The following is a 23,944-nucleotide window of genomic DNA, read 5'->3' as shown; positions in this document are numbered from 1 at the left end:
CATTCGGTGAATGGATAAGGCACAATGCCGGCCACCGCTTTGTTTCTCTGGTTTCAGATGAACGGGGCGGGTGAATCTGGTTAACAAAAGCGGTGCAATATGCAAGTTTTTATCATGCGTCACGGCGACGCAGCCCTCGATGCCGCCAGTGATTCGGTTCGTCCTCTGACCACTAACGGTTGTGACGAATCTCGCCTGATGGCGAACTGGTTGAAAGGTCAAAAAGTGGAAGTCGAACGTGTTCTGGTGAGCCCGTTCCTGCGAGCCGAGCAAACACTGGAGGAAGTAGGGGATTGTATGAACCTGCCTTCCAACGTGGAAGTTCTGCCGGAGTTGACGCCCTGCGGCGATGTAGGGCTGGTCAGTGCATATTTACAGGCGCTGACCAATGAAGGTGTCGCTTCGGTACTGGTTATCTCCCACTTACCGTTAGTCGGGTATCTGGTTGCCGAGTTATGTCCGGGCGAAACGCCGCCTATGTTTACCACTTCGGCCATTGCCAGCGTAACGCTTGATGAAAGCGGAAACGGCACATTCAACTGGCAGATGAGTCCGTGTAATTTGAAAATGGCAAAAGCAATCTGATGTGATCGTAAAGTGCCCGATGGCGCAAGCTATCGGGCCTGAATTTTTCATACCTTATTGAAATTCTCCCAATAACGATGCAGATGGCGTCTTTTTAGCGTTTAATCGCCGATTTGCATAAAGTTACATCTAGAAACATTCATTAACTTTTCTTGTATTTTATTTCCAGAGTTAACCACTGTGAACGCAAAATAAGAGAGTAGAAAAGAGATACTTTTTGGTCTTGATTTTATATTAATTATAGTGTTTTAATATTGTATCGGCAAAAAATAAAAATACAATCGTGTTATTTGCTGTTGGTTGTTTTTTGCTCTTCAATCATTCACTCCATGATGTGTTTATACCATATTTTAGCCATTTGCCACGTAATTCCAGGAAAGTTCTCAAAATATTATTTGTTTTGTTAATTATTTAAATATTTCTAAATATTGTTGTTAGTAAATTTAAATTGTGTCACGCGCTCTATAATATCAACATGCTCGCCACGCCAAAGAATATCATCTCACGAGACCTCAGAAATCCTATTCAATGGTGGGTTATAAGCCACTGCAAATTACACTGAAAGTTATTATATTCAGTATTAATGTGTCAGTTGGCTGACATTTTAATTATTTATGATTTAAGGACAAATAATGAGTAAGTTTGTAAAAGCAGCCGTCGCCACAGCAATGCTTATGGGGGCGCTGACTTCAGCATCGGTCGTAGCCGCAGGGAACAACGGTACAGTGAGATTTTTCGGTATAATTGAAGACTCTCCGTGCTCAATTGTTCCTGATGACCATAAGCTGGAAGTGGATATGGGGAGCATCGGTACCGGTTCTTTAACGGGTGGCAAAACTACCACACCAAAGGATTTCCAGATTCGTTTACAGGATTGCAATTTCAATACTGAAACAACGATGACCACGACATTTACCGGTAATCCATATTCCGGTAATCCAAATAATTACTCCCTGTCTAACCTGGATAATGGCACCGAAGTTCCAAACGTAAGTCTGGTGATTGGCGACCAGCGTGGTAAAGGCTATGACCTGGGCAAAGGTATCGATCAGGCCATCGCAATGGACAGTTCAACGGGTAAAGGCAAACAGAAACAAACGCTGAAATTTAAAGCCTGGTTAGTAGGTGAAACTGCTGCGGTAACACCAACTCCGGCTCCGTTTGAAACGCTAACAACATTCCAGATTACGTATCTTTAATGTGACTCCCCCATAACTGCAAAGTTATGGGGTTTTTAAATGAAAGATAATTAAATTATAATAATTACGGATGGATACGTAAATGCCCGAACATTCTTTTCTCCGTTTACGGGGACTTTCGTGGTGGATTGCTCTGGCAATTTCCGGAAGTCCATTTTATGCCCTGGCAGATGATACCATTCAGTTTGATGCCCGATTTCTCGAGTTAAAAGGGAATACCAAAATTGATTTGGGTCGTTTTTCCCAAAAAGGTTATGTTGAGCCGGGTAAATATAATTTACAGGTTCATGTAAATAACCAATCCTTACCTGATGAATACGATATCTACTGGTACGCAGTCGAAAACAATCCTGATAAATCGTATGCCTGCTTACCGCCTGAACTGGTTGCACAGTTAGGCTTTAAAGAAGATATCACGAAAAATTTGCAATGGATTCGTGATGGTCAGTGTTTGAATACTGAACCGTTAAATGGCATGGAAATGACTGGCGATTTAAGCCAGTCAGTTCTCGTGATTTCTTTGCCACAGGCTTATCTTGAATATACCGACAGTGAATGGGATCCACCTTCACGTTGGGATGAAGGTATTCCCGGTCTTATTGCCGATTACAGTATCAACGCCCAGACCCGGCATGAAGAGGGTGGGGATGATACTAACGATATTAGTGGTAATGGTACGGTTGGCGTTAACGTTGGCCCGTGGCGCCTGCGTGCCGACTGGCAGAGCGACTATCAGCATACCCGCAGTAACGATGATGGTGATGCTAACGATAGCGGCACGCAAAAAAACTGGGAGTGGAGCCGTTACTACGCCTGGCGCGCCTTGCCGTCATTAAAAGCCAAACTTTCTTTGGGCGAAGATTACCTCAACTCCGATATTTTTGATGGCTTTAGCTACATTGGCGGTAGCATCAGCACCGACGATCAAATGTTGCCGCCAAACCTTCGCGGCTACGCTCCGGATATTTCCGGTGTAGCACATACCACCGCGAAAGTTACGATAACGCAAATGGGGCGCGTCCTTTATGAAACCCAGGTCCCCGCAGGTCCGTTCCGTATTCAGGATATTGGTGATTCGGTATCTGGTACTCTGCATGTCCGTATTGAAGAACAAAATGGTCAGGTGCAGGAATATGACGTCAGCACGGCTTCCATGCCGTTTCTGACCCGACCAGGCCAGGTGCGATATAAAGTGGCGATGGGCCGTCCGCAAAACTGGGATCATCATGTCGAAGGGAGTTTCTTCTCGGGAGGTGAGGCATCATGGGGGATTGCCAATGGCTGGTCGCTCTATGGTGGTGCGTTAGCGGATGAAAACTACCAGTCAGCGGCAATTGGACTTGGACGCGATTTGGCACTGTTCGGCGCGTTAGCGTTTGACGTTACCCACTCCCGTACTCGTTTTGACGACAACAGCGTATACGGTAACAAAACGCTGGATGGTAACTCTTATCGCGTCAGTTATGCCAAAGATTTTGATGAACTCAACAGCCGTGTGACCTTTGCCGGATATCGCTTCTCTGAAAAAAACTACATGACCATGAGCGAATATCTGGATGCCAACAACGCCGATCGGGCGCGCACGGGTAACGACAAAGAGATGTATACGGTCACTTACAACCAGAACTTCAGGGATGCGCGTGTTTCGGTCTATCTCAACTATTCCCACCACACTTACTGGGACCGCGAAGATCAAACCAACTACAACATGATGCTTTCTCATTATTTCAATATGGGAAGTATCAGAAACATGAGCGTTTCTCTGACCGGTTATCGCTATGAATACGATAACAATGCCGATAAAGGTATTTATCTTTCCTTAAGCCTGCCGTGGGGTGACAGCAGCACCATTAGTTACAACGGCAACTATGGCAGTGGTGCCGACAGCAGCCAGGCGAGCTTGTACCATCGAATAGATGACGCCAGCCACTATACGGTGAGCACAGGGACCAGTGAAAACCACGCCAGTGTAGATGGTTATTACAGCCACGATGGCACTATGGCAAAAGTTGATCTGAGCGCCAACTATCATGAAGGGCAATACACTTCCGCGGGTATCTCTTTACAGGGCGGTGCAACGCTGACTGCCCACGGCGGCGCGCTGCATCGCACGCAGAACATGGGCGGCACGCGTTTGCTGATTGATGCCGATGGCGTTGCCAATGTGCCAGTAGAAGGCAACGGTGCTGCTGTTTATACCAACATGTTTGGTAAAGCCGTGGTGGCCGATGTTAACGACTACTACCGTAATCAGGCTTATATCGATTTGAATAACCTGCCAGAAAATGCTGAGGCCACCCAGTCGGTGGTCCAGGCAACGCTAACGGAAGGTGCCATTGGTTATCGTAAATTTGCGGTGATCAGTGGGCAGAAAGCAATGGCGGTATTGCGATTGCAGGATGGCAGTCATCCGCCATTTGGTGCGGAAGTGAAAAATGTTAATAAACAGCAAGTTGGTCTGGTTGATGATGAAGGGAATGTCTATCTGGCGGGCGTTAAACCGGGTGAACGCATGACGGTATCCTGGGAGGGAGAATCCCACTGCGATATCAGTCTGCCGGACCCGCTACCGGATGATCTCTTCAATGGCTTGCTGTTGCCATGCCAGCAAATTGGGGGAAGTGCTCCCGCAATATCACATGATATTCAACCCGTCATTCAGGAGCAGACACAACAGGTGACACCAATGGAACCACCAATGTCTGTTTCATCGAATTAATAACGTGATTAAGGAATGATCCATGTCTAAACATATCTCTTCAAAAAAGATCGTCACTACATTGACGTTGATGGCGGCGGCTGCAAGTTTTTACGCACAGGCTTCAGTGACGCCCGATCGTACCCGTTTGATTTTTAACGAAAGTGACAAATCTATTAGTGTTACCCTACGTAATAACGATCCTAAACTTCCTTACCTGGCGCAAAGCTGGATTGAAGATGAAAAGGGTAACAAGGTGAGTTCACCATTAGCTGTTTTACCTCCTGTACAGCGTATTGATGCGATGATGAACGGTCAGGTGAAAATTCAGGGATTGCCAGATATCCACAAATTGCCTGCCGATCGCGAAACGATGTTCTACTTTAACGTTCGCGAGATCCCGCCTAAATCGAATAAAGCTAACACGCTGCAAATTGCTCTGCAGACACGTATCAAACTTTTCTGGCGTCCTAAGGCACTGGAAAAAAGCAGCACACAAACTCCCTGGCAGCATAAAGTGACCCTAACCCGCAGCGGCCAGGAATTTACCGTCAATAACCCAACGGCGTATTACGTCATCATCAGCAACGCCAGTACGCAGAAAAATGGCAATCCAGCGGCGGGTTTCTCGCCGTTAGTCATGCCGCCCAAAACCAACGCCCCGTTAAACGTGAAAATGGATAGCACACCAGTGCTGACCTATGTCAACGACTATGGTGCGCGTATGCCGCTCTTTTTCCGCTGTAGCGGTAGTGCCTGTCTGGTGGATGAAGAACTAAGCAGCAAAGGCTGATTCCAGGAGAATCCGATGAGAAAGATGTTTCTGGTTAAATTACTGCTGGTTTTTGGTGTGGTGAGCCATCCTGCGGCAGGCGGAGAATCGAAATCCGTTGATCTGATATTGCGGGTGCTGGTCGATGCTCCGCCACCTTGTTCAGTAACGGGTAGTGCTGTGGAGTTTGGTGATGTGATCATCAAAAAGATCAATGGCACCAACTATCGCATGAATGCTGAGTACAAATTGGACTGTAAGGGAAGTCTAAGTGACGACCTGCAAATGCAGTTTAAGGGAACGACTACCACGATTAATGGCGAAACAGTGTTGAGTACAGGAATTTCTGGATTTGGGATTCGAATTGAAAGTGCGTCTGATAATTCGCTGTTTCCGATTGGCGAAAACAACTGGACGCCTTTCAACATCAACAGCCAACCGAAACTGAAAGCGGTGCCAGTAAAAGAGAGCGGTGTATCACTCGCGGCGTCGGAATTTAACGCCAGTATGACGATGGTGGTGGATTACCAATGAAACGACTCGGTTTTTTTGTGATTTGTGGTTGCTGTTGCGTGGTACAGGCGGCGACACCAGACATTACTTTTCACGGAACTTTGGTATCACCGCCAGTTTGTACCATTAGCGGCGGGAAAACCATTGAAGTGGATTTTGGCGACATCCTTATTAATGACATTGACGGTGTTAACTTTCGTCAGACTGTACCCTATGAGATCACCTGTGATTCTGGAGTTCGTGATGCGGTTTGGGAGATGACTCTGACCTGGAAGGGGACTCCCACCAATTACAATACGTCGGCAGTCCAGACCAGCGTTACCGACCTGGGCATTGAAATGCAACAAAATGGCAGTCCGTTTGAGCTGGATAAACCTCTGAGTATTGATCCTGCCAGCCCCCCAATGCTCAAGGCGGTACCGGTGAAAGCCAGCGGCGCGGTGTTGGGAGACGGAGCATTTTCCGCGTATGCCACGCTACAGGTGGATTACCAATGAAAACACAAGAATATGTTCTCGCAACGCTGCTGGGGAGCTTAATGCTGATCTGTGTAGCGCCGGTGCAGGCTGCTGACAACCTGCATTTTTACGGTAATTTATTGAATAAAACCTGTACACCGGTAGAGACACAAGGATTGCTGGCGGAAGTACAGTTTCCTACGGTGAGTGCACAAGATTTAGTGGTCGCCGGGCAGTCGGCCCGTGTGCCGGTGGTTTTTCAACTGAAAGACTGTAAGGGACCAACGTCATACAACGTAAAGGTAACCTTGACCGGCACGGAAGATAGCGAACAGCCGGGTATTCTGGCGCTGGATGCGTCATCGGGTGCGCAGGGAGTTGGTATAGGTATGGAAAAAAACGACGGCACACCTGTTGCTATCAATAGTACTACTGGAGCGACCTTTGTACTTAATAACGGCAGCAATAGTCTTAATTTCCGGGCCTGGTTACAGGCAAAAAGCGGTCGTGATGTGACTCCTGGCAATTTTACCGCCCAGCTAACCGCAACGTTTGAGTACCTTTAAAATGAAAAAATTACGCCATGTTTTTTGCTTACTAGTGTTGATACTAATGGTACCCACCGCGATGGCATCAACAATATTTCGTGATATGCACACGTTGATGGGGTATGCCGGTAACGGTAATACCTCAATCTGGTATGAACTTAATGTCCAAACTTTATCTGGCGTCTATCAGGGAACATATCACCGGGATGGTTATACTCTTTATACCGGAGATATTCCCAATATATCCTGGAATGGGCCAGGGACAGCACCAGAAATTAATGTGAAAAGTGGGGATTATATTGACTCATCGAATTGCCCAGGGTTGCCGACATCGGGAGGTTTTAGTTGTAGTAAGGTTATCATGGATATTATCGTTGAAGGCGATCCCGGTAGCTGTCCCTGGATAGTGACCAGTAATATCAAAACACAAGCAAGAGCGACTGGTACTGTTTACCTGGGGCCTTCAGCGTTTAACTCCACCTGTCCGCCAGTTCCTTTAGACCCTTATGATGTTTCATGGAGTCCAAATTCGGTAGTGCATAGCAAGCTGTTATCATTGAAATCCACGGGAGGGATAATCGAAAATACACTCCCTACCTTTTTGATGAAGGATGGCAAGTTGTGTGATGGTAGCCAATTTAACGAGCGTGGCGCATATTGTCGTTTTATTTCGCAAATGATCACTTTTACGTCATATGGTTGTACAGATAGCAAAGTGACAACCATACCAAACCGACATGCGATAACCGACAAACAACTACATGATATTGTGGTGCGTGTCGATACTACTACACCGCAGCCAATAGATTCCACTTGCCGATTCCAGTATGTGCTGAATATGTTGTAGCGACCAAACCGGATACGGCGTTTATGCCGTATCCGGTTTTGCGTTCAGGGCAACTCAGGCGGCAGCCACTCTTCCACCTCAATCAACACCAATAACGCCGCATCACCACCGTACTCTTTGGGGGCCTGGTGAAACGCCATCACATGCGGATGTTGCGCCAGCCACAGTGGTGTTTGTTGCTTCAAAATATGCTTACCATGCCCATGCATCACACAGGCGCAAAACACATGTTCACGGCGGCAGGCGGCAATCAACGCGCCCAGCTCCTGTTTGGCTTGTAGCTGCGTCAGACCGTGCAAATCAAGAAACAACTCCGGTGAATAATCACCGCGCCGCAGTTTCTTCGCCTCAAAATGGCTTACATCCGGGCGGACATATTTCACCGGGCCTTCGGTATTCAATAACGGCTGAAACTCATCTGAGAAATAATGGCTGGCATCGGCCTGTTCCTGAATCAACCGCTTAACCGGCACTTCGCTGATTTTTTTACGCTGCGGTCGGTGGACAATCGTATCTTGCTTTATCTTGCGAGTCCCCGCCATCAACTGGCGAAACAGAGCCTGGTCCTCCTCGCTAAGTGTTGTTTTCTTTTTCATTGATGTGTCTCTATTTCTAATTTCCCTACAGTTTACCCGACTCGTCGCGCAATCGATCGTTTTAAACGTATTTTTCCTCACTCACCGCGCGTGAATGCTGATTTATCGTCATCTTCATGGCAAACTAGCCGCCGAAATTATTGCGATCATGCCCTGGAGGAATACGTGGATAAAATTTTCGTTGATGAAGCAGTAAATGAGCTGCAAACCATTCAGGACATGTTGCGCTGGTCGGTTAGCCGCTTCAGCGCGGCAAATATCTGGTACGGTCACGGCACCGATAACCCGTGGGATGAAGCCGTACAGCTGGTGTTGCCTTCGCTCTACCTGCCGCTGGATATTCCGGAAGATATGCGCAATGCGCGTCTGACCTCCAGCGAAAAACACCGCATTGTTGAGCGCGTGATCCGCCGCGTCAACGAACGCATTCCGGTGGCTTATCTGACCAACAAAGCGTGGTTCTGCGGCCATGAATTTTACGTCGATGAACGCGTGCTGGTGCCGCGCTCGCCGATTGGTGAACTGATCAACAATAAATTTGCCGGACTCATCAGCAAGCAACCGCAGCACATTTTAGATATGTGTACCGGGAGCGGCTGCATCGCTATTGCTTGCGCTTATGCTTTCCCGGAAGCGGAAGTCGACGCGGTGGACATCTCTCCAGACGCGCTGGCGGTTGCCGAACAGAACATCGAAGAACACGGTCTGATCCACAATGTCATCCCGATTCGTTCCGATCTGTTCCGTGATTTACCGAAAGTGCAGTACGACCTGATCGTCACCAACCCGCCGTATGTCGATGCGGAAGATATGTCCGACCTGCCAAATGAATACCGTCACGAGCCGGAACTGGGCTTGGCGTCTGGTACCGACGGCCTGAAACTGACGCGCCGCATTCTCGGTAACGCGGCAGATTATCTTGCTGATGATGGTGTGCTGATTTGTGAAGTCGGCAACAGCATGGTACATCTTATGGAACAATATCCGGATGTTCCGTTCACCTGGCTGGAGTTTGATAACGGCGGCGACGGTGTGTTTATGCTCACCAAAGCGCAGCTTATTGCCGCACGTGAACATTTCGCGATTTATAAAGATTAAATAAACACGCAAACACAACAATAACGGAGCCGTGATGGCTGGAAACACAATTGGACAACTCTTTCGCGTAACCACCTTCGGCGAATCGCACGGGCTGGCGCTCGGTTGCATCGTCGATGGTGTTCCGCCAGGCATTCCGCTGACGGAAGCGGATCTGCAACACGATCTTGACCGCCGCCGCCCTGGGACATCGCGCTATACCACCCAGCGCCGCGAGCCGGATCAGGTCAAAATTCTCTCCGGTGTTTTTGAAGGTGTGACCACCGGCACCAGCATTGGCCTACTCATAGAAAACACCGACCAGCGTTCTCAGGATTACAGCGCAATTAAGGACGTTTTCCGTCCAGGCCATGCCGATTACACCTACGAACAAAAATACGGTTTGCGCGACTATCGCGGCGGTGGACGCTCTTCCGCCCGTGAAACCGCCATGCGCGTGGCGGCAGGGGCGATTGCCAAAAAATATCTCGCCGAGAAATTTGGCATTGAAATCCGCGGCTGCCTGACCCAGATGGGCGACATTCCGCTGGAAATCAAAGACTGGTCGCAGGTCGAGCAAAATCCGTTCTTCTGCCCGGACCCGGACAAAATCGAAGCCTTAGATGAACTGATGCGCGCACTGAAAAAAGAGGGCGACTCCATCGGCGCGAAAGTCACCGTTGTTGCCAGTGGCGTCCCCGCCGGACTTGGCGAGCCGGTCTTTGACCGCCTGGATGCCGACATCGCCCATGCGCTGATGAGCATCAACGCGGTGAAAGGCGTGGAAATCGGTGATGGTTTTGACGTGGTGGCGCTGCGCGGCAGCCAGAACCGTGACGAAATCACCAAAGACGGTTTCCAGAGCAACCATGCGGGCGGCATTCTTGGCGGTATCAGCAGCGGGCAGCAAATCATTGCCCATATGGCGCTGAAACCGACCTCCAGCATTACCGTGCCGGGGCGCACCATTAACTGCTTTGGCGAAGAAGTTGAGATGATCACCAAAGGTCGTCACGATCCTTGTGTCGGGATCCGCGCGGTGCCGATCGCTGAAGCGATGCTGGCGATCGTTTTAATGGATCACCTGTTACGGCAGCGGGCGCAAAATGCCGATGTGAAGACTGATATTCCACGCTGGTAAAAAATGAACAAAACTGCGATTGCGCTGCTGGCCCTGTTTGCCAGTAGCGTCAGCCAGGCAGCGACGCCGTGGCAAAAAATAACCCAACCTGTGCCGGGTAGCGCACAATCGATAGGTAGTTTCTCCAATGGTTGTATCGTCGGCGCTGACACGCTGCCGATACAGTCCGAACATTATCAGGTCATGCGTACCGATCAGCGTCGCTACTTCGGTCACCCGGACCTGGTGATGTTTATCCAACGTCTGAGTAGTCAGGTGAGCAATCTGGGCATGGGGACGGTGTTGATTGGCGATATGGGGATGCCTGCTGGTGGGCGTTTCAACGGCGGTCACGCCAGCCACCAGACCGGACTGGATGTCGATATCTTCCTGCAACTGCCGAAAACACGCTGGACCTCTGCGCAGCTCTTGCGCCCGCAAGCATTAGATTTGGTTTCCCGCGACGGTAAACACGTTGTCCCGACGCTGTGGAAGCCGGAAATTTTCAGCTTGATCAAACTTGCCGCCCAGGACAAAGACGTCACGCGCATTTTTGTTAATCCGGCGATTAAACAACAACTTTGCCTTGATGCGGGCACCGATCGCGACTGGTTGCGCAAAGTGCGACCCTGGTTCCAGCATCGCGCGCATATGCATGTACGATTACGTTGTCCTGCCGATAGTCTGGAGTGTGAAGATCAACCTTTACCGCCACCAGGCGATGGTTGCGGGGCAGAACTGCAAAGCTGGTTTGAACCTCCAAAACCGGGAACAACAAAGCCTGAGAAGAAGACACCGCCTCCGTTGCCGCCTTCCTGCCAGGCGCTACTGGATGAGCACGTGATCTAATGGAAACGTTTAATAGCCTGTTTATGGTTTCCCCGCTGCTGCTGGGAGTTCTCTTTTTTGTCGCCATGCTGGCGGGATTTATCGACTCGATTGCCGGTGGCGGTGGGTTACTCACTATTCCGGCATTGATGGCGGCGGGGATGTCTCCCGCTAACGCGCTGGCAACCAATAAACTGCAAGCCTGCGGTGGCTCTATTTCCGCCACTATCTACTTTATTCGCCGCAAAGTGGTTAGTTTAAGCGATCAAAAACTCAATATCGCCATGACCTTTGTCGGCTCAATGAGTGGCGCACTGCTGGTGCAATATGTTCAGGCCGATATATTACGGCAGATATTGCCCATCCTCGTGATTTGCATCGGCCTCTATTTCTTGCTGATGCCAAAGCTGGGTGAAGAAGATCGCCAGCGCCGGATGTACGGTTTGCCCTTCGCGTTAATTGCCGGTGGCTGCGTCGGTTTTTATGACGGATTCTTTGGTCCGGCAGCCGGATCGTTTTACGCGCTGGCCTTCGTTACCCTGTGCGGATTCAACCTCGCCAAAGCCACGGCTCACGCAAAATTACTCAACGCAACGTCAAATATCGGCGGTTTACTGCTGTTTATTCTCGGCGGCAAAGTGATTTGGGCGACGGGCTTTGTGATGCTGGTGGGGCAGTTCCTCGGCGCGCGCATGGGTTCACGACTGGTGTTGAGCAAAGGACAAAAGCTGATCCGCCCGATGATCGTTATCGTCTCGGCGGTGATGAGTGCCAAATTACTTTATGATAGCCACGGACAGGAGATCCTCCACTGGTTGGGGATGAACTAATGAACAGTACACACCACTATGAGCAGTTAATTGAAATTTTTAATAGCTGCTTTGCCGATGAATTTAATACCCGTCTGATTAAAGGCGACGACGAACCGATCTATCTTCCTGCTGATGCGGAAGTACCGTATAACCGAATCGTCTTCGCTCATGGCTTTTACGCCAGCGCCATCCACGAGATTTCGCACTGGTGTATTGCCGGGAAAGCGCGCCGTGAGCTGGTTGATTTCGGCTACTGGTATTGCCCGGACGGTCGCGATGCCCAAACGCAAAGTCAGTTTGAAGATGTTGAAGTGAAGCCGCAGGCGCTCGACTGGTTGTTCTGCGTGGCGGCGGGATATCCGTTTAACGTCAGTTGCGACAATCTGGAAGGGGATTTCGAACCGGATCGCGTGGTGTTTCAACGGCGTGTACATGTGCAGGTGATGGATTATCTGGCTAACGGTATTCCAGAACGTCCGGCACGCTTAATTAAAGCATTACAAAATTATTATCACACGCCGGAACTTACGGCGGAACGATTCCCGTGGCCGGAAGCGCTCAACTGAAGCCGGCGCCACGTTTTACAATGAGGAAAGAAGATGATCGCGGAGTTTGAATCACGCATTCTGGCATTAATCGACGGTATGGTTGACCATGCCAGTGATGATGAGTTGTTTGCCAGTGGGTATTTGCGTGGCCACCTGACATTAGCCATCGCAGAACTGGAAAGTGGTGATGACCACTCCGCTCAGGCGGTGCATACGACCGTTAGCCAGAGTCTGGAAAAAGCCATTGGCGCGGGTGAATTGTCGCCGCGTGACCAGGCGCTGGTGACCGATATGTGGGAACAACTGTTTCAGCAGGCGTCACAGCAGTAAGTTGCGGCGTCTGGAGCACCATGCCTGATGCGATGCTTATCGCGTCTTATCAGGCCTACAGGTCACACGTAGGTCGGATAAGGCGTTCACGCCGCATCCGACATTGGGTGCACCATGCCTGATGCGACGCTTACCGCGTCTTATCAGGACTACATGTCACACGTAGGTCGGATAAGGCGTTCACGTCGCATCCGACAAACAATGCCAAAGCAGATTACCCCGCCTTAACCGCTTTACCTTTCAACAACTTCCGCACCCATAACCTATTCGGATTTAACGCCGCCAGCGTACTGGCATCCATCGGAATCGGTTCTTCACTCATCTGTGCCGCCAGAATCTCGGCACACAGCGGGGCAGAACACAAACCACGCGAACCCAAAGCAGCAAGCATAAAGAGATCGTCATAAATCGGCGCGCTTACCGCCTCATCTTTTTTCTCCGTCAGCGACGCATATTCCACGAGTGTAGCGTCATAATCAGGCACGTTGCCTACCATTGGCAGATGATCGCGGGTGGCACAACGCACACCGCAGCGCGCCTCTTTATCACTGACATCAACCGCTTTCGCCCATTGTGCCTGCGGGAAACAATCAATCAACCGCTGGCGATTCTGCTGCTGATCGTCCTCACTGTACGCCGTCTCTTCGCTGCCGCGATGATAACTGGCACCAATACAATGGTGTTGATTCGCCGGATTTTGTGGCGTGAGATAACCGTCATAGCACAGCACCTGTTTCAGTTTTGCCAGTTCCGGCGTTGTCGGAATATGGCTGACCTGCCCGGCAACCGAATATACTGGCAGAGATGATGTTTGGCTGAAACCGCTGATTTGATGCCCGTTCGCCAGTACCACCACGTTATGCGTCGCGTGCTGATCACCTGCAAAATTCAACAACCAACCGTCATCCTTACGGGATAAATCCTGTAACTGATGTTGATAACGAATCTGCAAACCTTGCTGTTCCGCCAGTACCAGCACATTACGGGTCAGTTCCGCCGGACACAGCCAGCCACCTTGCGGATAAGTAATACCGCTGCAATTTGTCGCAACGCCCGTAATTTGTTCAACCGCATTTGCCTCAACGGCTACAGCCAACTCTGCGGGTAAATCCATCGACAGCATCTGTGCGATTTTATGCTGGCTTTTCTCATCCCAGCCTAACTGCGTTACGCCGCACCAGTCATGATCAAATTTAACGGGTAATTGGTCGTAAAGCCGACGAGCAAAAGTAAACGCATTAGAGAAAAAGCGGTTCAACGCCCCATCGTGTTTGCTTAAAAGCGGATACAGCGCCCCCTGGCGATTGCCGGAAGCACCCAGCGCGGGGGCCTCATTCGCACAATAAAGCGTTACCTGCCAGCCGCGACGTAATAGCGCCAGCGATAACAACGCGCTGGCAATACCGCCGCCGATAATCGCTGCTTCCCGTTTGCTGCTGCCCATACGATTAAACCACGGCGTGGAGCAGGGGAGTGGTAATGTCTGTTCCATCACCCCACAAAGCATTTCCCGTTTGCGCCCAAAGCCCTTACGTTTTTGCATGGTGAATCCGGCTTCCTGCAAACCGCGGCGGACAAAACCGGCAGAAGTAAATGTCGCCAGCGTGCCGCCCGGACGCGCCAGTCGTGCCATGGCGTTAAACAGATTTTGCGTCCACATATCCGGGTTTTTCGCTGGCGCAAAGCCGTCCAGAAACCAGGCATCTACTTTTTGATTTAGCGAATCGTCCAGTTGGCTGGTCAGTTCGTTTATATCGCCAAACCATAAATCCAGCGTTACGCGGCCTTCATCGAGCAATAAACGATGGCAACCGGGCAGGGGCAAAGGCCACTGCGCCTGAAGCTGTTCCGCCCACGGCGCAAGTTCCGGCCAGTGTTGGTGCGCTAGCGCTAAATCCGCACGGGTGAGGGGAAATTTCTCAAAACTTATAAAGTGGAGGCGCTTTAACTGCGCCTGTGGACGCGCTTCGCGAAACTGATCAAATGCCTGCCATAGCGTCAGAAAGTTTAATCCGGTGCCGAAGCCGCTTTCTGCTACCACAAACAGAGGATGTGGATGCTCAGGAAAGCGTGCCTCTAATTGGTTACCCCCAAGAAAAACATAACGCGTCTCTTCCAGTCCGTTATCGTTGGAAAAATAGACATCGTCAAAATCTCGGGAAACAGGTGTACCCTCAGCATTAAATTCAAGGTTGGCAGGTTGTATGGAGTAGTGTTTCACGTAAGTTACTCGTCTTACAGGCGGTGGCTCGATCTTAGCGATGTGTGCCAGGCTGCGCAAATTTCTCTATTAATTGGCTGATCGGACTTGTTCGGCGTACAAGTGTACGCTATTGTGCATTCGAAACTTACTCTATGTGCGACTTACAGAGGTATTGAATGAAACGTGCAGTGATTACTGGCCTGGGCATTGTTTCCAGCATCGGTAATAACCAGCAGGAAGTCCTGGCATCTCTGCGTGAAGGACGCTCAGGGATCACTTTCTCTCAGGAGCTGAAGGATTCCGGCATGCGTAGCCACGTTTGGGGCAACGTAAAACTGGATACCACTGGCCTCATTGACCGCAAAGTTGTGCGCTTTATGAGCGACGCATCCATTTATGCATTCCTTTCTATGGAGCAGGCAATTGCAGATGCTGGCCTCTCCCCGGAAGCTTACCAGAATAACCCGCGCGTTGGCCTGATTGCAGGTTCCGGCGGCGGCTCTCCGCGTTTCCAGGTGTTCGGTGCTGACGCAATGCGCGGCCCGCGTGGCCTGAAAGCGGTTGGCCCGTATGTGGTCACTAAAGCGATGGCATCTGGCGTTTCTGCCTGCCTCGCCACGCCGTTCAAAATCCACGGCGTTAACTACTCCATCAGCTCCGCGTGTGCGACTTCCGCACACTGTATCGGTAACGCAGTAGAGCAGATCCAACTGGGCAAACAAGACATCGTGTTTGCCGGCGGCGGCGAAGAGCTGTGCTGGGAAATGGCCTGCGAATTCGACGCAATGGGCGCGCTGTCTACCAAATACAACGACACCCCGGAAAAAGCCTCCCGTACTTATGACGCTCACCGTGACGGTTTCGTTATCGCTGGCGGCGGCGGTATGGTGGTGGTCGAAGAACTGGAACACGCGTTGGCACGTGGTGCTCATATCTACGCTGAAATCGTTGGCTACGGCGCAACGTCTGATGGCGCAGACATGGTTGCTCCGTCTGGCGAAGGCGCAGTGCGCTGCATGAAGATGGCGATGCACGGTGTTGATACCCCAATCGACTACCTGAACTCCCACGGTACTTCGACTCCGGTTGGCGACGTGAAAGAGCTGGCGGCTATCCGTGAAGTGTTCGGCGATAAGAGCCCGGCGATTTCTGCAACCAAAGCAATGACCGGTCACTCTCTGGGCGCTGCTGGCGTACAGGAAGCTATCTACTCTCTGCTGATGCTGGAACACGGCTTTATCGCCCCGAGCATCAACATTGAAGAGCTGGACGAGCAGGCTGCGGGTCTGAACATCGTGACCGAAACGACCGATCGCGAACTGACCACCGTGATGTCTAACAGCTTCGGCTTCGGCGGCACCAACGCCACGCTGGTAATGCGTAAGCTGAAAGATTAAGTCGGAGTAGGTCGGATAATACGCGCCAGCGTCGCATCCGACGTTACACGCCAATGCTGCCTCCGGCACTAAAGAAAAAGGGAACCTGATGGTTCCCTTTTTCACATCATTGACAATCGCCGCCTGTTCCAGGCAAACTTCCCGTTTTGTCGATTTCCTTCTGAAAAGACGTACGCGTTAAATCCTGCCAACGCACCGTAACCCTGAAAACCAGAGAGATGAGACGGGGAGACTCCTCGCCTTGCGCTGCATTCTGGAGTAATGCATGACTGCTGTAAGCCAAACAGAAACACGATCTTCTGCCAATTTTTCGCTCTTCCGCATCGCTTTTGCGGTTTTTCTAACTTACATGACCGTAGGGCTGCCATTGCCGGTTATCCCGCTGTTTGTTCATCATGAACTGGGCTATGGCAACACCATGGTCGGGATTGCCGTCGGCATTCAGTTTCTGGCCACGGTGCTGACGCGTGGCTACGCCGGACGACTGGCCGATCAATATGGCGCAAAACGTTCGGCGCTTCAGGGTATGTTCGCCTGCGGTCTGGCTGGCGGCGCGCTGCTGCTGGCGGCGCTTTTGCCTGTCTCCGCACCAATTAAATTTGCCCTGCTGGTCATCGGGCGTTTGATTCTTGGTTTTGGCGAAAGCCAGTTGCTGACGGGCGCTTTGACCTGGGGATTGGGCATTGTCGGGCCGAAACACTCTGGCAAAGTGATGTCGTGGAACGGGATGGCGATTTATGGCGCACTGGCGGTGGGCGCACCGCTTGGCTTGTTGATTCATAGCCATTACGGTTTTGCCGCACTGGCGCTTACGACAATGGCATTGCCTTTACTGGCGTGGGCTTGTAACGGCACAGTACGCAAAGTACCGGCAATGGCGGGAGAACGTCCATCGCTGTGGAGTGTTGTCGGGCTTATCTGGAAACCGGGGCTTGGTCTGGCGCTTCAGGGCGTTGGCTTTGCGGTTATCGGAACCTTTGTATCGCTCTACTTTGCCAGCAAAGGATGGGCGATGGCAGGCTTTACGCTCACCGCATTTGGCGGCGCATTTGTCGTGATGCGCGTCATGTTCGGCTGGATGCCAGACCGTTTTGGCGGCGTGAAAGTGGCGATTGTCTCTTTGCTTGTCGAAACGGTAGGTTTGTTGCTGCTCTGGCAAGCGCCTGGCGCGTGGGTGGCGTTAGCCGGTGCGGCGTTAACCGGGGCAGGGTGTTCACTTATCTTCCCGGCGCTTGGTGTGGAAGTGGTTAAGCGCGTTCCGTCTCAGGTTCGCGGTACTGCGCTCGGCGGTTATGCGGCGTTTCAGGATATCGCCCTCGGTGTTTCCGGGCCACTGGCAGGTGTCCTGGCGACCACATTTGGCTACTCGTCGGTATTCCTTGCCGGGGCGATATCGGCGGTGCTGGGGATTATCGTGACGATACTGTCATTTCGTCGTGGTTAACTCAATAACCAGACCAATATCACGATGATGGCGGTCAGCAATATCCACAGGCTGGGGCGCATGGCCATTTCTTGCATCGTGTTAATGAATGGCGTAAAGGGATTGAGCAACGGTTGAATATCTCGCGGTTCAATCCCATTCACCCGCCGTTGATAAAGCTGGTTGAGGATATCCTCGGCCTGCGCGGAAGTCAGGGCTGAATGCTGAGAAAGGCCATATTTTTGCTCAACATAGCTCGATAATACTGTCAACTCGCTGGCATCCAGTGGCTGTTTTAGCGCCATCTGAAGCGACTCCAGTGTCGGTGTATTTTGCTGACTTAACACCTGGCGTGCCTGCAACCAGGTAACCAGGTGGGTAAACATTTTGGCCGGGATCAACTCTCCATTTTTTACCCCAGAAAGTTCCAGCATAGATTGCCAAATCTGTTTGCTGGGTTCTCCTGTTGCCGCCGCGAGTTTAGTCACCAGTTGCTTAAGCGTATTGTGTTCTGCCGGTAGCAAAGGGCGATCGGTCGCCTGGCGCTGTTGCGGTTGCGGGATAACCATCTTCCCTTCCTGTAACAGCGTCAGGACGGTTTTTAATTGCTCCGGTGAGAGTTGATTCAGCGGCGTCTGACCAAAGTTATGACGAATGTAATCTGTGACCGCCTGACGATTATTCCCCAGCCGTAAGTACTCGCTCAATTGCGCCAAAAGCTGGCGGACAGAATGGCTTTCTTGCGCGGCCAGTAAACGTTGTGCAAGGTTTTGTTCTGCGGCGGGGAAATTGCGTGAAAGTAACGGTGAATCGCCGGGCAGACCGATGTCGTGCTTTATACCAGCCCACAATTCCGCGCTCTGCTGTTGCGTCAGCGAAGTCACTTTGGTTATCAAACTTTCCAGCACTGTACGTTGCAAGCTGGATAAAGGCTGATTGCCTGCGCCAGACGACAGTTTATCCCCCTGACCCGGTGGTTGCCCAGGAGGGGCGGAAATTGGTTGTATCATTACGTATCCTTATACCTGAAATCATCGCAAGTATGCCTGGCCGCGAGATTATGGCACACTTGTCCGGTTAACTCTCGTTCTCATACAGGTACCACAAACGTGAAAATCCTTGTTGATGAAAATATGCCTTATGCCCGCGAATTATTTAGTCGTCTGGGGGAGGTGAAAGCGGTTCCGGGGCGTCCAATTCCAGTTGCTGAACTGGATGATGCAGATGCTTTGATGGTGCGTTCGGTCACGAAAGTGAATGAATCTTTGCTGGCAGGAAAACCAGTAAAATTTATTGGCACCGCGACCGCGGGGACGGACCATGTCGATGAAGCGTGGTTAAAGCAGGCGGGAATTGGTTTTTCTGCTGCACCTGGCTGCAATGCGATTGCGGTAGTGGAATATGTTTTCTCGTCACTGCTGATGCTCGCCGAACGCGATGGATTTTCACTGCACGAGCGTACCGTGGGGATCGTGGGCGTCGGCAACGTCGGGCGACGGTTACAGGCACGGCTGGAAGCGTGGGGGATCAAAACATTACTTTGCGATCCACCACGCGCCGATCGTGGGGATGAGGGGGATTTCCGTCCTCTTGATGAACTGGTCGCGCAAGCAGACATTCTGACTTTCCATACGCCACTCTTTAAAGATGGTCCGTACAAAACGCGGCATCTGGCGGATGAAAAACTGATTCGCAGCCTGAAGCCGGGGGCAATTCTGATTAACGCCTGCCGTGGTGCCGTTGTCGATAATACGGCACTGCTGACCTGCCTGAATGAAGGTCAGAAGTTAAGCGTGGTGCTGGATGTCTGGGAAGGCGAGCCAGAACTCAACGTCGAGCTGCTGCAAAAAGTGGATATCGGCACGCCGCATATCGCGGGCTATACCCTCGAAGGTAAAGCGCGTGGCACAACGCAAGTGTTTGAAGCCTACAGCAAGTTTATTGGTCATGAACAGCACGTGGCGTTGGATACATTGCTGCCCGCGCCGGAGTTTGGCCGCATCACGCTGCATGGTCCGCTCGATCAGCCGACGCTAAAAAGGCTGGTGCATTTGGTGTATGATGTGCGCCGCGACGATGCGCCGTTGCGTAAAGTCGCCGGAATACCGGGTGAGTTCGATAAACTGCGCAAAAATTACCTTGAGCGCCGTGAATGGTCGTCTCTGTATGTGATTTGTAATGACGCCAGTGCGGCATCATTACTGTGTAAACTGGGTTTTAACGCCGTTCATCATCCGGCTCGTTAATCTCTTCTTCATGCTCTCTGCTGTAACATAGGCAGGGAGCTTTGCATTTTCTGGAGTAAACCACCATGTCTGAAGGCTGGAACATTGCCGTCCTGGGCGCAACTGGCGCTGTGGGCGAAGCCCTGATTGAAACGCTGGCTGAACGTCAGTTCCCGGTTGGGGAAATTTATGCACTGGCACGTAACGAAAGCGCAGGCGAACATCTGCGCTTTGGTGGTAAGACAATCACCGTGCAGGATGCTGCCGAATTTGACTGGACGCAGGCGCAACTGGCGTTTTTTGTCGCAGGCAAAGAAGCGACCGCGACCTGGGTTGAAGAAGCAACCAACTCAGGCTGCCTGGTTATCGACAGCAGCGGATTGTTTGCTCTCGAACCCGACGTACCGCTGGTGGTGCCGGAAGTAAACCCGTTTGTACTTGCTGATTACCGTAACCGTAATGTCATTGCCGTACCGGACAGCCTGACCAGCCAGCTGCTGGCCTCTCTGAAACCGTTAATCGATCAGGGCGGATTGTCGCGTATTAGCGTTACCAGCCTGATTTCAGCCTCCGCCCAGGGCAAAAAAGCGGTCGATGCGTTAGCGGGGCAGAGTGCGAAATTGCTCAACGGCATTCCGATTGACGAAGAAGATTTCTTCGGACGTCAGCTGGCGTTCAACATGCTGCCGTTACTGCCGGACAGGGAAGGTAGCGTGCGTGAAGAACGTCGTATCGTCGATGAAGTGCGCAAAATCATGCAGGACGAAGGGCTGATGATTTCGGCAAGCGTCGTGCAGGCACCAGTATTTTACGGTCACGCTCAGATGGTCAACTTTGAAGCTCTGCGTCCGCTGGCGGCAGAAGAAGCGCGTGATGCCTTTACCCAGGGCGAAGATATTGTGCTCTCTGAAGAGAACGAGTTTCCTACTCAGGTGGGTGACGCTTCCGGTACGCCGCATCTTTCTGTGGGCTGCGTGCGCAATGATTACGGTATTCCAGAGCAAATCCAGTTCTGGTCGGTGGCCGATAACGTCCGTTTTGGCGGCGCACTGATGGCAGTGAAAATCGCCGAGAAACTGGTGCAGGAGTATCTGTACTAATGTCCGACCAGCAACAACCGCCAGTTTATAAAATTGCGCTGGGCATTGAGTACGACGGCAGTAGGTATTACGGCTGGCAACGGCAGAACGAAGTCCGCAGTGTGCAGGAGAAGCTGGAAAAGGCGCTCTCCCAGGTGGCGAACGAGCCCATCACCGTCTTCTGCGCCGGGCGTACTGACGCAGGCGTACACGGCACCGGGCAGGTAGTGCATTTCGAAACCACCGCGCAGCGCAAAGACGCCGCGTGGACATTAGGCGTAAATGCGAATTTACCTGGTGACATCGCCGTGCGTTGGGTTAAAGCTGTACCTGATGATTTTCATGCCCGATTTAGCGCCACGGCTCGCCGTTATCGCTACATCATCTACAATCATCGGCTGCGCCCGGCAGTGCTGAGTAAAGGTGTGACCCACTTCTACGAACCGCTGGATGCCGAACGGATGCATCGGGCTGCGCAATGCTTGTTGGGCGAGAATGATTTCACCTCATTTCGCGCGGTGCAGTGCCAGTCCCGAACGCCGTGGCGCAACGTTATGCATATTAACGTCACGCGACATGGTCCTTATGTGGTGGTAGATATCAAAGCGAATGCCTTTGTACATCATATGGTGAGGAATATTGTCGGTAGCCTGATGGAAGTAGGCGCCCACAACCAGCCAGAGAGTTGGATAGCAGAGCTGTTAGCGGCAAAGGACAGAACGCTGGCGGCAGCAACGGCGAAAGCGGAAGGGCTGTATCTGGTTGCGGTAGATTACCCTGACCGATTTGATCTTCCAAAACCGCCAATGGGCCCGCTGTTTCTGGCGGACTAATGAGAATAATGCTCTAAAAATTTCAGGCTGTAGCCAATGCAGTTACAGCCTGAGAAATGAAGAGTACAAGGCATAGGCAATTATGGACCTGATTTATTTCCTCATCGATTTTATTTTGCATATTGATGTGCATCTGGCGGAACTGGTCGCAGAGTACGGCGTCTGGGTTTATGCCATTCTGTTTTTGATTCTGTTCTGTGAAACCGGGCTTGTGGTAACGCCATTCCTGCCTGGTGATTCGTTGCTGTTTGTCGCTGGCGCGTTGGCATCTCTGGAGACTAATGATCTCAACGTCCATATGATGGTGGTACTGATGTTGATTGCTGCAATTGTGGGTGATGCGGTCAACTACACCATTGGGCGGTTATTTGGTGACAAACTGTTCAGTAATCCGGATTCGAAAATTTTTCGTCGTAGTTATCTTGATAAGACTCATCAGTTTTACGAGAGACATGGCGGCAAAACAATTATTCTCGCCCGTTTTGTACCGATCGTCAGAACGTTCGCGCCGTTCGTTGCGGGAATGGGTCACATGTCGTATCGTCATTTCGCCGCTTTTAACGTGATTGGTGCACTGTTGTGGGTACTGATTTTTACCTACGCAGGTTATTTCTTCGGCACGCTCCCCTTCATTCAGAGTAACCTTAAACTGATGATTGTTGGCATTATTTTTGTTTCAATATTGCCTGGGGTTTTCGAATTTATTCGTCACAAACGCGCTGCAAAATAAAAAGTAACTCCGCGGTTCGACCACTTTTTTATCCAAAGTTTCGGGCTGTTATGTTTTAATGTGCAACATTCATGGTCTGTTGGGGGCAAAAATGGCATTATGCGTCCCCAAAGATAAAACTGGCATCGAACCAGGTTCAGACAGAAAGGTCCCTAATGAGCTGGATTGAACGAATTAAAAGCAACATTACTCCCACCCGCAAGGCGAGCATTCCTGAAGGTGTGTGGACTAAGTGTGATAGCTGCGGTCAGGTTTTATACCGCGCTGAACTGGAACGTAATCTTGAGGTCTGTCCGAAGTGTGACCATCACATGCGTATGTCGGCGCGTAACCGCCTGCATAGCTTGTTAGATGAAGGCAGCCTTGTGGAGCTGGGTAGCGAGCTTGAGCCGAAAGATGTGCTGAAGTTCCGTGACTCCAAAAAGTATAAAGACCGTCTGGCCTCTGCGCAGAAAGAAACCGGCGAAAAAGACGCGCTGGTGGTGATGAAAGGCACTCTGTACGGTATGCCGGTTGTCGCTGCGGCATTCGAATTCGCCTTTATGGGCGGTTCAATGGGTTCAGTGGTTGGCGCTCGTTTCGTGCGTGCCGTTGAGCAAGCGCTGGAAGATAACTGCCCGCTGATCTGCTTCTCCGCTTCTGGTGGCGCACGTATGCAGGAAGCGTTAATGTCGCTGATGCAGATGGCGAAAACCTCTGCAGCACTGGCGAAAATGCAGGAGCGCGGGTTACCGTACATTTCTGTACTGACCGACCCGACTATGGGCGGTGTTTCTGCAAGCTTCGCGATGCTGGGCGATCTCAATATTGCTGAACCGAAAGCGTTAATCGGCTTTGCCGGTCCGCGCGTTATCGAACAGACCGTTCGCGAAAAACTGCCGCCAGGATTCCAGCGCAGTGAATTCCTGATCGAGAAAGGCGCCATCGATATGATCGTCCGTCGACCGGAAATGCGTCTGAAACTGGCGAGCATTCTGGCGAAGCTGATGAATCTGCCAGCGCCTAATCCTGATGCGCCGCGTGAAGGCGAAGTGGTGCCACCGGTGCCGGATCAGGAACCAGAGGCCTGATAACTGATAAGGGCAGGGCCACTGGCTCTGCCCTTTTGCTATTTATTCTCCCC

At 51.2% G+C, this 23,944-nt stretch carries 24 protein-coding genes; 21 read left to right on the top strand and 3 right to left on the bottom strand.

Annotation, left to right across the window (positions count from 1 at the left end; all coding sequences use genetic code 11):
- Positions 1–99 precede the first annotated feature (99 nt).
- From sixA to FEK46_RS11160, 8 genes are all read left to right on the top strand, one after another.
- Positions 100–585: a phosphohistidine phosphatase SixA gene (sixA, locus tag FEK46_RS11195; protein WP_130207294.1), complete on the top strand. Its 486-nt coding sequence runs from the start codon at positions 100–102 to the stop codon at positions 583–585.
- A 632-nt stretch (positions 586–1,217) separates the two neighbouring features.
- Positions 1,218–1,784 carry a fimbrial protein gene (locus FEK46_RS11190; RefSeq protein WP_130207292.1) on the top strand — a complete coding sequence of 189 codons (567 nt, stop codon included), beginning with the start codon at positions 1,218–1,220 and terminating at the stop codon, positions 1,782–1,784.
- 82 nt (positions 1,785–1,866) lie between these two features.
- Positions 1,867–4,503 (top strand): fimbrial biogenesis outer membrane usher protein, encoded by a 2,637-nt coding sequence (locus tag FEK46_RS11185; RefSeq protein WP_135490987.1) that lies wholly within the window; start codon positions 1,867–1,869, stop codon positions 4,501–4,503.
- Positions 4,504–4,573: 70 nt separating this feature from the next.
- A complete protein-coding gene (locus FEK46_RS11180; protein WP_135387025.1) occupies positions 4,574–5,275 on the top strand; it encodes a fimbria/pilus periplasmic chaperone in 702 nt (233 codons plus the stop codon).
- Between the two features lie 15 nt (positions 5,276–5,290).
- Positions 5,291–5,788 carry a fimbrial protein gene (locus FEK46_RS11175; protein ID WP_131162052.1) on the top strand — a complete coding sequence of 166 codons (498 nt, stop codon included), beginning with the start codon at positions 5,291–5,293 and terminating at the stop codon, positions 5,786–5,788.
- Entirely contained in the window at positions 5,785–6,264 is a 480-nt protein-coding gene (locus tag FEK46_RS11170; RefSeq protein ID WP_130207284.1) for a fimbrial protein, read from the top strand. The genes FEK46_RS11175 and FEK46_RS11170 overlap by 4 nt, the downstream gene beginning before the upstream one ends.
- A gap of 41 nt (positions 6,265–6,305) precedes the next feature.
- Positions 6,306–6,791, top strand: coding sequence for a fimbrial protein (locus FEK46_RS11165; protein WP_130260717.1), 486 nt, complete (start codon positions 6,306–6,308; stop codon positions 6,789–6,791).
- 1 nt (position 6,792) lies between these two features.
- Positions 6,793–7,620 carry a StfH/YfcO family fimbrial adhesin gene (locus FEK46_RS11160; protein WP_135559335.1) on the top strand — a complete coding sequence of 276 codons (828 nt, stop codon included), beginning with the start codon at positions 6,793–6,795 and terminating at the stop codon, positions 7,618–7,620.
- 44 nt (positions 7,621–7,664) lie between these two features.
- Here FEK46_RS11160 and smrB read toward each other — a convergent pair whose 3' ends face one another.
- Positions 7,665–8,216: an endonuclease SmrB gene (smrB, locus tag FEK46_RS11155; protein WP_000730806.1), complete on the bottom strand. Its 552-nt coding sequence runs from the start codon at positions 8,214–8,216 to the stop codon at positions 7,665–7,667.
- Between the two features lie 165 nt (positions 8,217–8,381).
- Between smrB and prmB the strand changes: the two genes are divergently transcribed.
- Genes prmB through FEK46_RS11125 form a run of 6 tightly spaced genes read left to right on the top strand, consistent with a single transcriptional unit; the run spans position 8,382 to position 12,931 of the window.
- The gene (gene prmB, locus FEK46_RS11150) at positions 8,382–9,314 is read left to right on the top strand and encodes a 50S ribosomal protein L3 N(5)-glutamine methyltransferase (RefSeq protein ID WP_130207278.1); all 933 of its coding nucleotides are present in this window, start codon (positions 8,382–8,384) and stop codon (positions 9,312–9,314) included.
- 34 nt (positions 9,315–9,348) lie between these two features.
- Positions 9,349–10,434, top strand: coding sequence for a chorismate synthase (gene aroC / locus FEK46_RS11145; RefSeq protein ID WP_135559336.1), 1,086 nt, complete (start codon positions 9,349–9,351; stop codon positions 10,432–10,434).
- A 3-nt stretch (positions 10,435–10,437) separates the two neighbouring features.
- Positions 10,438–11,262 (top strand): penicillin-insensitive murein endopeptidase, encoded by an 825-nt coding sequence (gene mepA / locus FEK46_RS11140; protein ID WP_135559337.1) that lies wholly within the window; start codon positions 10,438–10,440, stop codon positions 11,260–11,262.
- On the top strand, positions 11,262–12,071 hold the full coding sequence (locus tag FEK46_RS11135) for a sulfite exporter TauE/SafE family protein (RefSeq protein ID WP_064526496.1): 810 nt from the start codon (positions 11,262–11,264) through the stop codon (positions 12,069–12,071). Before mepA ends, FEK46_RS11135 begins: the two co-directional genes overlap by 1 nt.
- Positions 12,071–12,619: an elongation factor P hydroxylase gene (gene epmC, locus FEK46_RS11130; RefSeq protein ID WP_135559338.1), complete on the top strand. Its 549-nt coding sequence runs from the start codon at positions 12,071–12,073 to the stop codon at positions 12,617–12,619. Before FEK46_RS11135 ends, epmC begins: the two co-directional genes overlap by 1 nt.
- Before the next feature lie 33 nt (positions 12,620–12,652).
- Positions 12,653–12,931, top strand: a complete 279-nt coding sequence (locus tag FEK46_RS11125) for a YfcL family protein (RefSeq protein WP_135559339.1) — start codon at positions 12,653–12,655, stop codon at positions 12,929–12,931.
- Between the two features lie 214 nt (positions 12,932–13,145).
- Here the strand turns inward: FEK46_RS11125 and mnmC are convergent, their stop codons facing one another.
- On the bottom strand, positions 13,146–15,152 hold the full coding sequence (gene mnmC / locus FEK46_RS11120; RefSeq protein ID WP_135559340.1) for a bifunctional tRNA (5-methylaminomethyl-2-thiouridine)(34)-methyltransferase MnmD/FAD-dependent 5-carboxymethylaminomethyl-2-thiouridine(34) oxidoreductase MnmC: 2,007 nt from the start codon (positions 15,150–15,152) through the stop codon (positions 13,146–13,148).
- Between the two features lie 158 nt (positions 15,153–15,310).
- Between mnmC and fabB the strand changes: the two genes are divergently transcribed.
- Both fabB and FEK46_RS11110 read left to right on the top strand, forming a co-directional pair.
- A complete protein-coding gene (gene fabB, locus FEK46_RS11115) occupies positions 15,311–16,531 on the top strand; it encodes a beta-ketoacyl-ACP synthase I (protein WP_000817178.1) in 1,221 nt (406 codons plus the stop codon).
- A gap of 265 nt (positions 16,532–16,796) precedes the next feature.
- The gene (locus FEK46_RS11110) at positions 16,797–17,975 is read left to right on the top strand and encodes an MFS transporter (protein ID WP_135494662.1); all 1,179 of its coding nucleotides are present in this window, start codon (positions 16,797–16,799) and stop codon (positions 17,973–17,975) included.
- Here FEK46_RS11110 and flk read toward each other — a convergent pair.
- Positions 17,972–18,964 carry a flagella biosynthesis regulator Flk gene (flk, locus tag FEK46_RS11105; RefSeq protein WP_131162049.1) on the bottom strand — a complete coding sequence of 331 codons (993 nt, stop codon included), beginning with the start codon at positions 18,962–18,964 and terminating at the stop codon, positions 17,972–17,974. The two genes, FEK46_RS11110 and flk, sit on opposite strands and share 4 nt — an antisense overlap.
- Before the next feature lie 99 nt (positions 18,965–19,063).
- Here flk and pdxB point away from each other — a divergent pair, with 99 nt between their 5' ends.
- The 5 genes from pdxB to accD all read left to right on the top strand — a co-directional run bounded on the left by pdxB (position 19,064) and on the right by accD (position 23,891).
- The gene (pdxB, locus tag FEK46_RS11100) at positions 19,064–20,200 is read left to right on the top strand and encodes a 4-phosphoerythronate dehydrogenase PdxB (protein WP_130207264.1); all 1,137 of its coding nucleotides are present in this window, start codon (positions 19,064–19,066) and stop codon (positions 20,198–20,200) included.
- A gap of 65 nt (positions 20,201–20,265) precedes the next feature.
- The gene (locus FEK46_RS11095; RefSeq protein WP_130207262.1) at positions 20,266–21,279 is read left to right on the top strand and encodes an aspartate-semialdehyde dehydrogenase; all 1,014 of its coding nucleotides are present in this window, start codon (positions 20,266–20,268) and stop codon (positions 21,277–21,279) included.
- Positions 21,279–22,091, top strand: coding sequence for a tRNA pseudouridine(38-40) synthase TruA (gene truA / locus FEK46_RS11090; protein ID WP_001283597.1), 813 nt, complete (start codon positions 21,279–21,281; stop codon positions 22,089–22,091). The genes FEK46_RS11095 and truA overlap by 1 nt, the downstream gene beginning before the upstream one ends.
- An 82-nt stretch (positions 22,092–22,173) precedes the next feature.
- Positions 22,174–22,821 carry a DedA family protein gene (locus FEK46_RS11085; RefSeq protein ID WP_130207260.1) on the top strand — a complete coding sequence of 216 codons (648 nt, stop codon included), beginning with the start codon at positions 22,174–22,176 and terminating at the stop codon, positions 22,819–22,821.
- A 155-nt stretch (positions 22,822–22,976) separates the two neighbouring features.
- The gene (gene accD / locus FEK46_RS11080) at positions 22,977–23,891 is read left to right on the top strand and encodes an acetyl-CoA carboxylase, carboxyltransferase subunit beta (RefSeq protein ID WP_064526523.1); all 915 of its coding nucleotides are present in this window, start codon (positions 22,977–22,979) and stop codon (positions 23,889–23,891) included.
- Positions 23,892–23,944: the final 53 nt, after the last annotated feature.

Origin of the sequence: Escherichia sp. E4736 (assembly GCF_005781225.1) — a bacterium.
Taxonomy (GTDB): Bacteria; Pseudomonadota; Gammaproteobacteria; order Enterobacterales; family Enterobacteriaceae; genus Escherichia.
Note: the sequence above shows the minus strand (reverse complement) of the source record. Positions and strands in the feature narration are given on the sequence as shown.

Bases quoted from the DNA above. Each gene is read 5' to 3' on its own strand.
- FEK46_RS11085 (WP_130207260.1), top strand. From the start codon at position 22,174: ATGGACCTGATTTATTTCCTCATCGATTTTATTTTGCATATTGATGTG.
- smrB (WP_000730806.1), bottom strand. From the start codon at position 8,216: ATGAAAAAGAAAACAACACTTAGCGAGGAGGACCAGGCTCTGTTTCGC.
- sixA (WP_130207294.1), top strand. From the start codon at position 100: ATGCAAGTTTTTATCATGCGTCACGGCGACGCAGCCCTCGATGCCGCC.
- FEK46_RS11180 (WP_135387025.1), top strand. From the start codon at position 4,574: ATGGCGGCGGCTGCAAGTTTTTACGCACAGGCTTCAGTGACGCCCGAT.
- FEK46_RS11190 (WP_130207292.1), top strand. From the start codon at position 1,218: ATGAGTAAGTTTGTAAAAGCAGCCGTCGCCACAGCAATGCTTATGGGG.
- FEK46_RS11160 (WP_135559335.1), top strand. From the start codon at position 6,793: ATGAAAAAATTACGCCATGTTTTTTGCTTACTAGTGTTGATACTAATG.
- FEK46_RS11175 (WP_131162052.1), top strand. From the start codon at position 5,291: ATGAGAAAGATGTTTCTGGTTAAATTACTGCTGGTTTTTGGTGTGGTG.
- FEK46_RS11170 (WP_130207284.1), top strand. From the start codon at position 5,785: ATGAAACGACTCGGTTTTTTTGTGATTTGTGGTTGCTGTTGCGTGGTA.
- FEK46_RS11110 (WP_135494662.1), top strand. From the start codon at position 16,797: ATGACTGCTGTAAGCCAAACAGAAACACGATCTTCTGCCAATTTTTCG.
- flk (WP_131162049.1), bottom strand. From the start codon at position 18,964: ATGATACAACCAATTTCCGCCCCTCCTGGGCAACCACCGGGTCAGGGG.
- FEK46_RS11135 (WP_064526496.1), top strand. From the start codon at position 11,262: ATGGAAACGTTTAATAGCCTGTTTATGGTTTCCCCGCTGCTGCTGGGA.
- truA (WP_001283597.1), top strand. From the start codon at position 21,279: ATGTCCGACCAGCAACAACCGCCAGTTTATAAAATTGCGCTGGGCATT.
- FEK46_RS11165 (WP_130260717.1), top strand. From the start codon at position 6,306: ATGCTGATCTGTGTAGCGCCGGTGCAGGCTGCTGACAACCTGCATTTT.
- aroC (WP_135559336.1), top strand. From the start codon at position 9,349: ATGGCTGGAAACACAATTGGACAACTCTTTCGCGTAACCACCTTCGGC.
- accD (WP_064526523.1), top strand. From the start codon at position 22,977: ATGAGCTGGATTGAACGAATTAAAAGCAACATTACTCCCACCCGCAAG.
- epmC (WP_135559338.1), top strand. From the start codon at position 12,071: ATGAACAGTACACACCACTATGAGCAGTTAATTGAAATTTTTAATAGC.
- FEK46_RS11095 (WP_130207262.1), top strand. From the start codon at position 20,266: ATGTCTGAAGGCTGGAACATTGCCGTCCTGGGCGCAACTGGCGCTGTG.
- fabB (WP_000817178.1), top strand. From the start codon at position 15,311: ATGAAACGTGCAGTGATTACTGGCCTGGGCATTGTTTCCAGCATCGGT.
- FEK46_RS11125 (WP_135559339.1), top strand. From the start codon at position 12,653: ATGATCGCGGAGTTTGAATCACGCATTCTGGCATTAATCGACGGTATG.
- FEK46_RS11185 (WP_135490987.1), top strand. From the start codon at position 1,867: ATGCCCGAACATTCTTTTCTCCGTTTACGGGGACTTTCGTGGTGGATT.
- mepA (WP_135559337.1), top strand. From the start codon at position 10,438: ATGAACAAAACTGCGATTGCGCTGCTGGCCCTGTTTGCCAGTAGCGTC.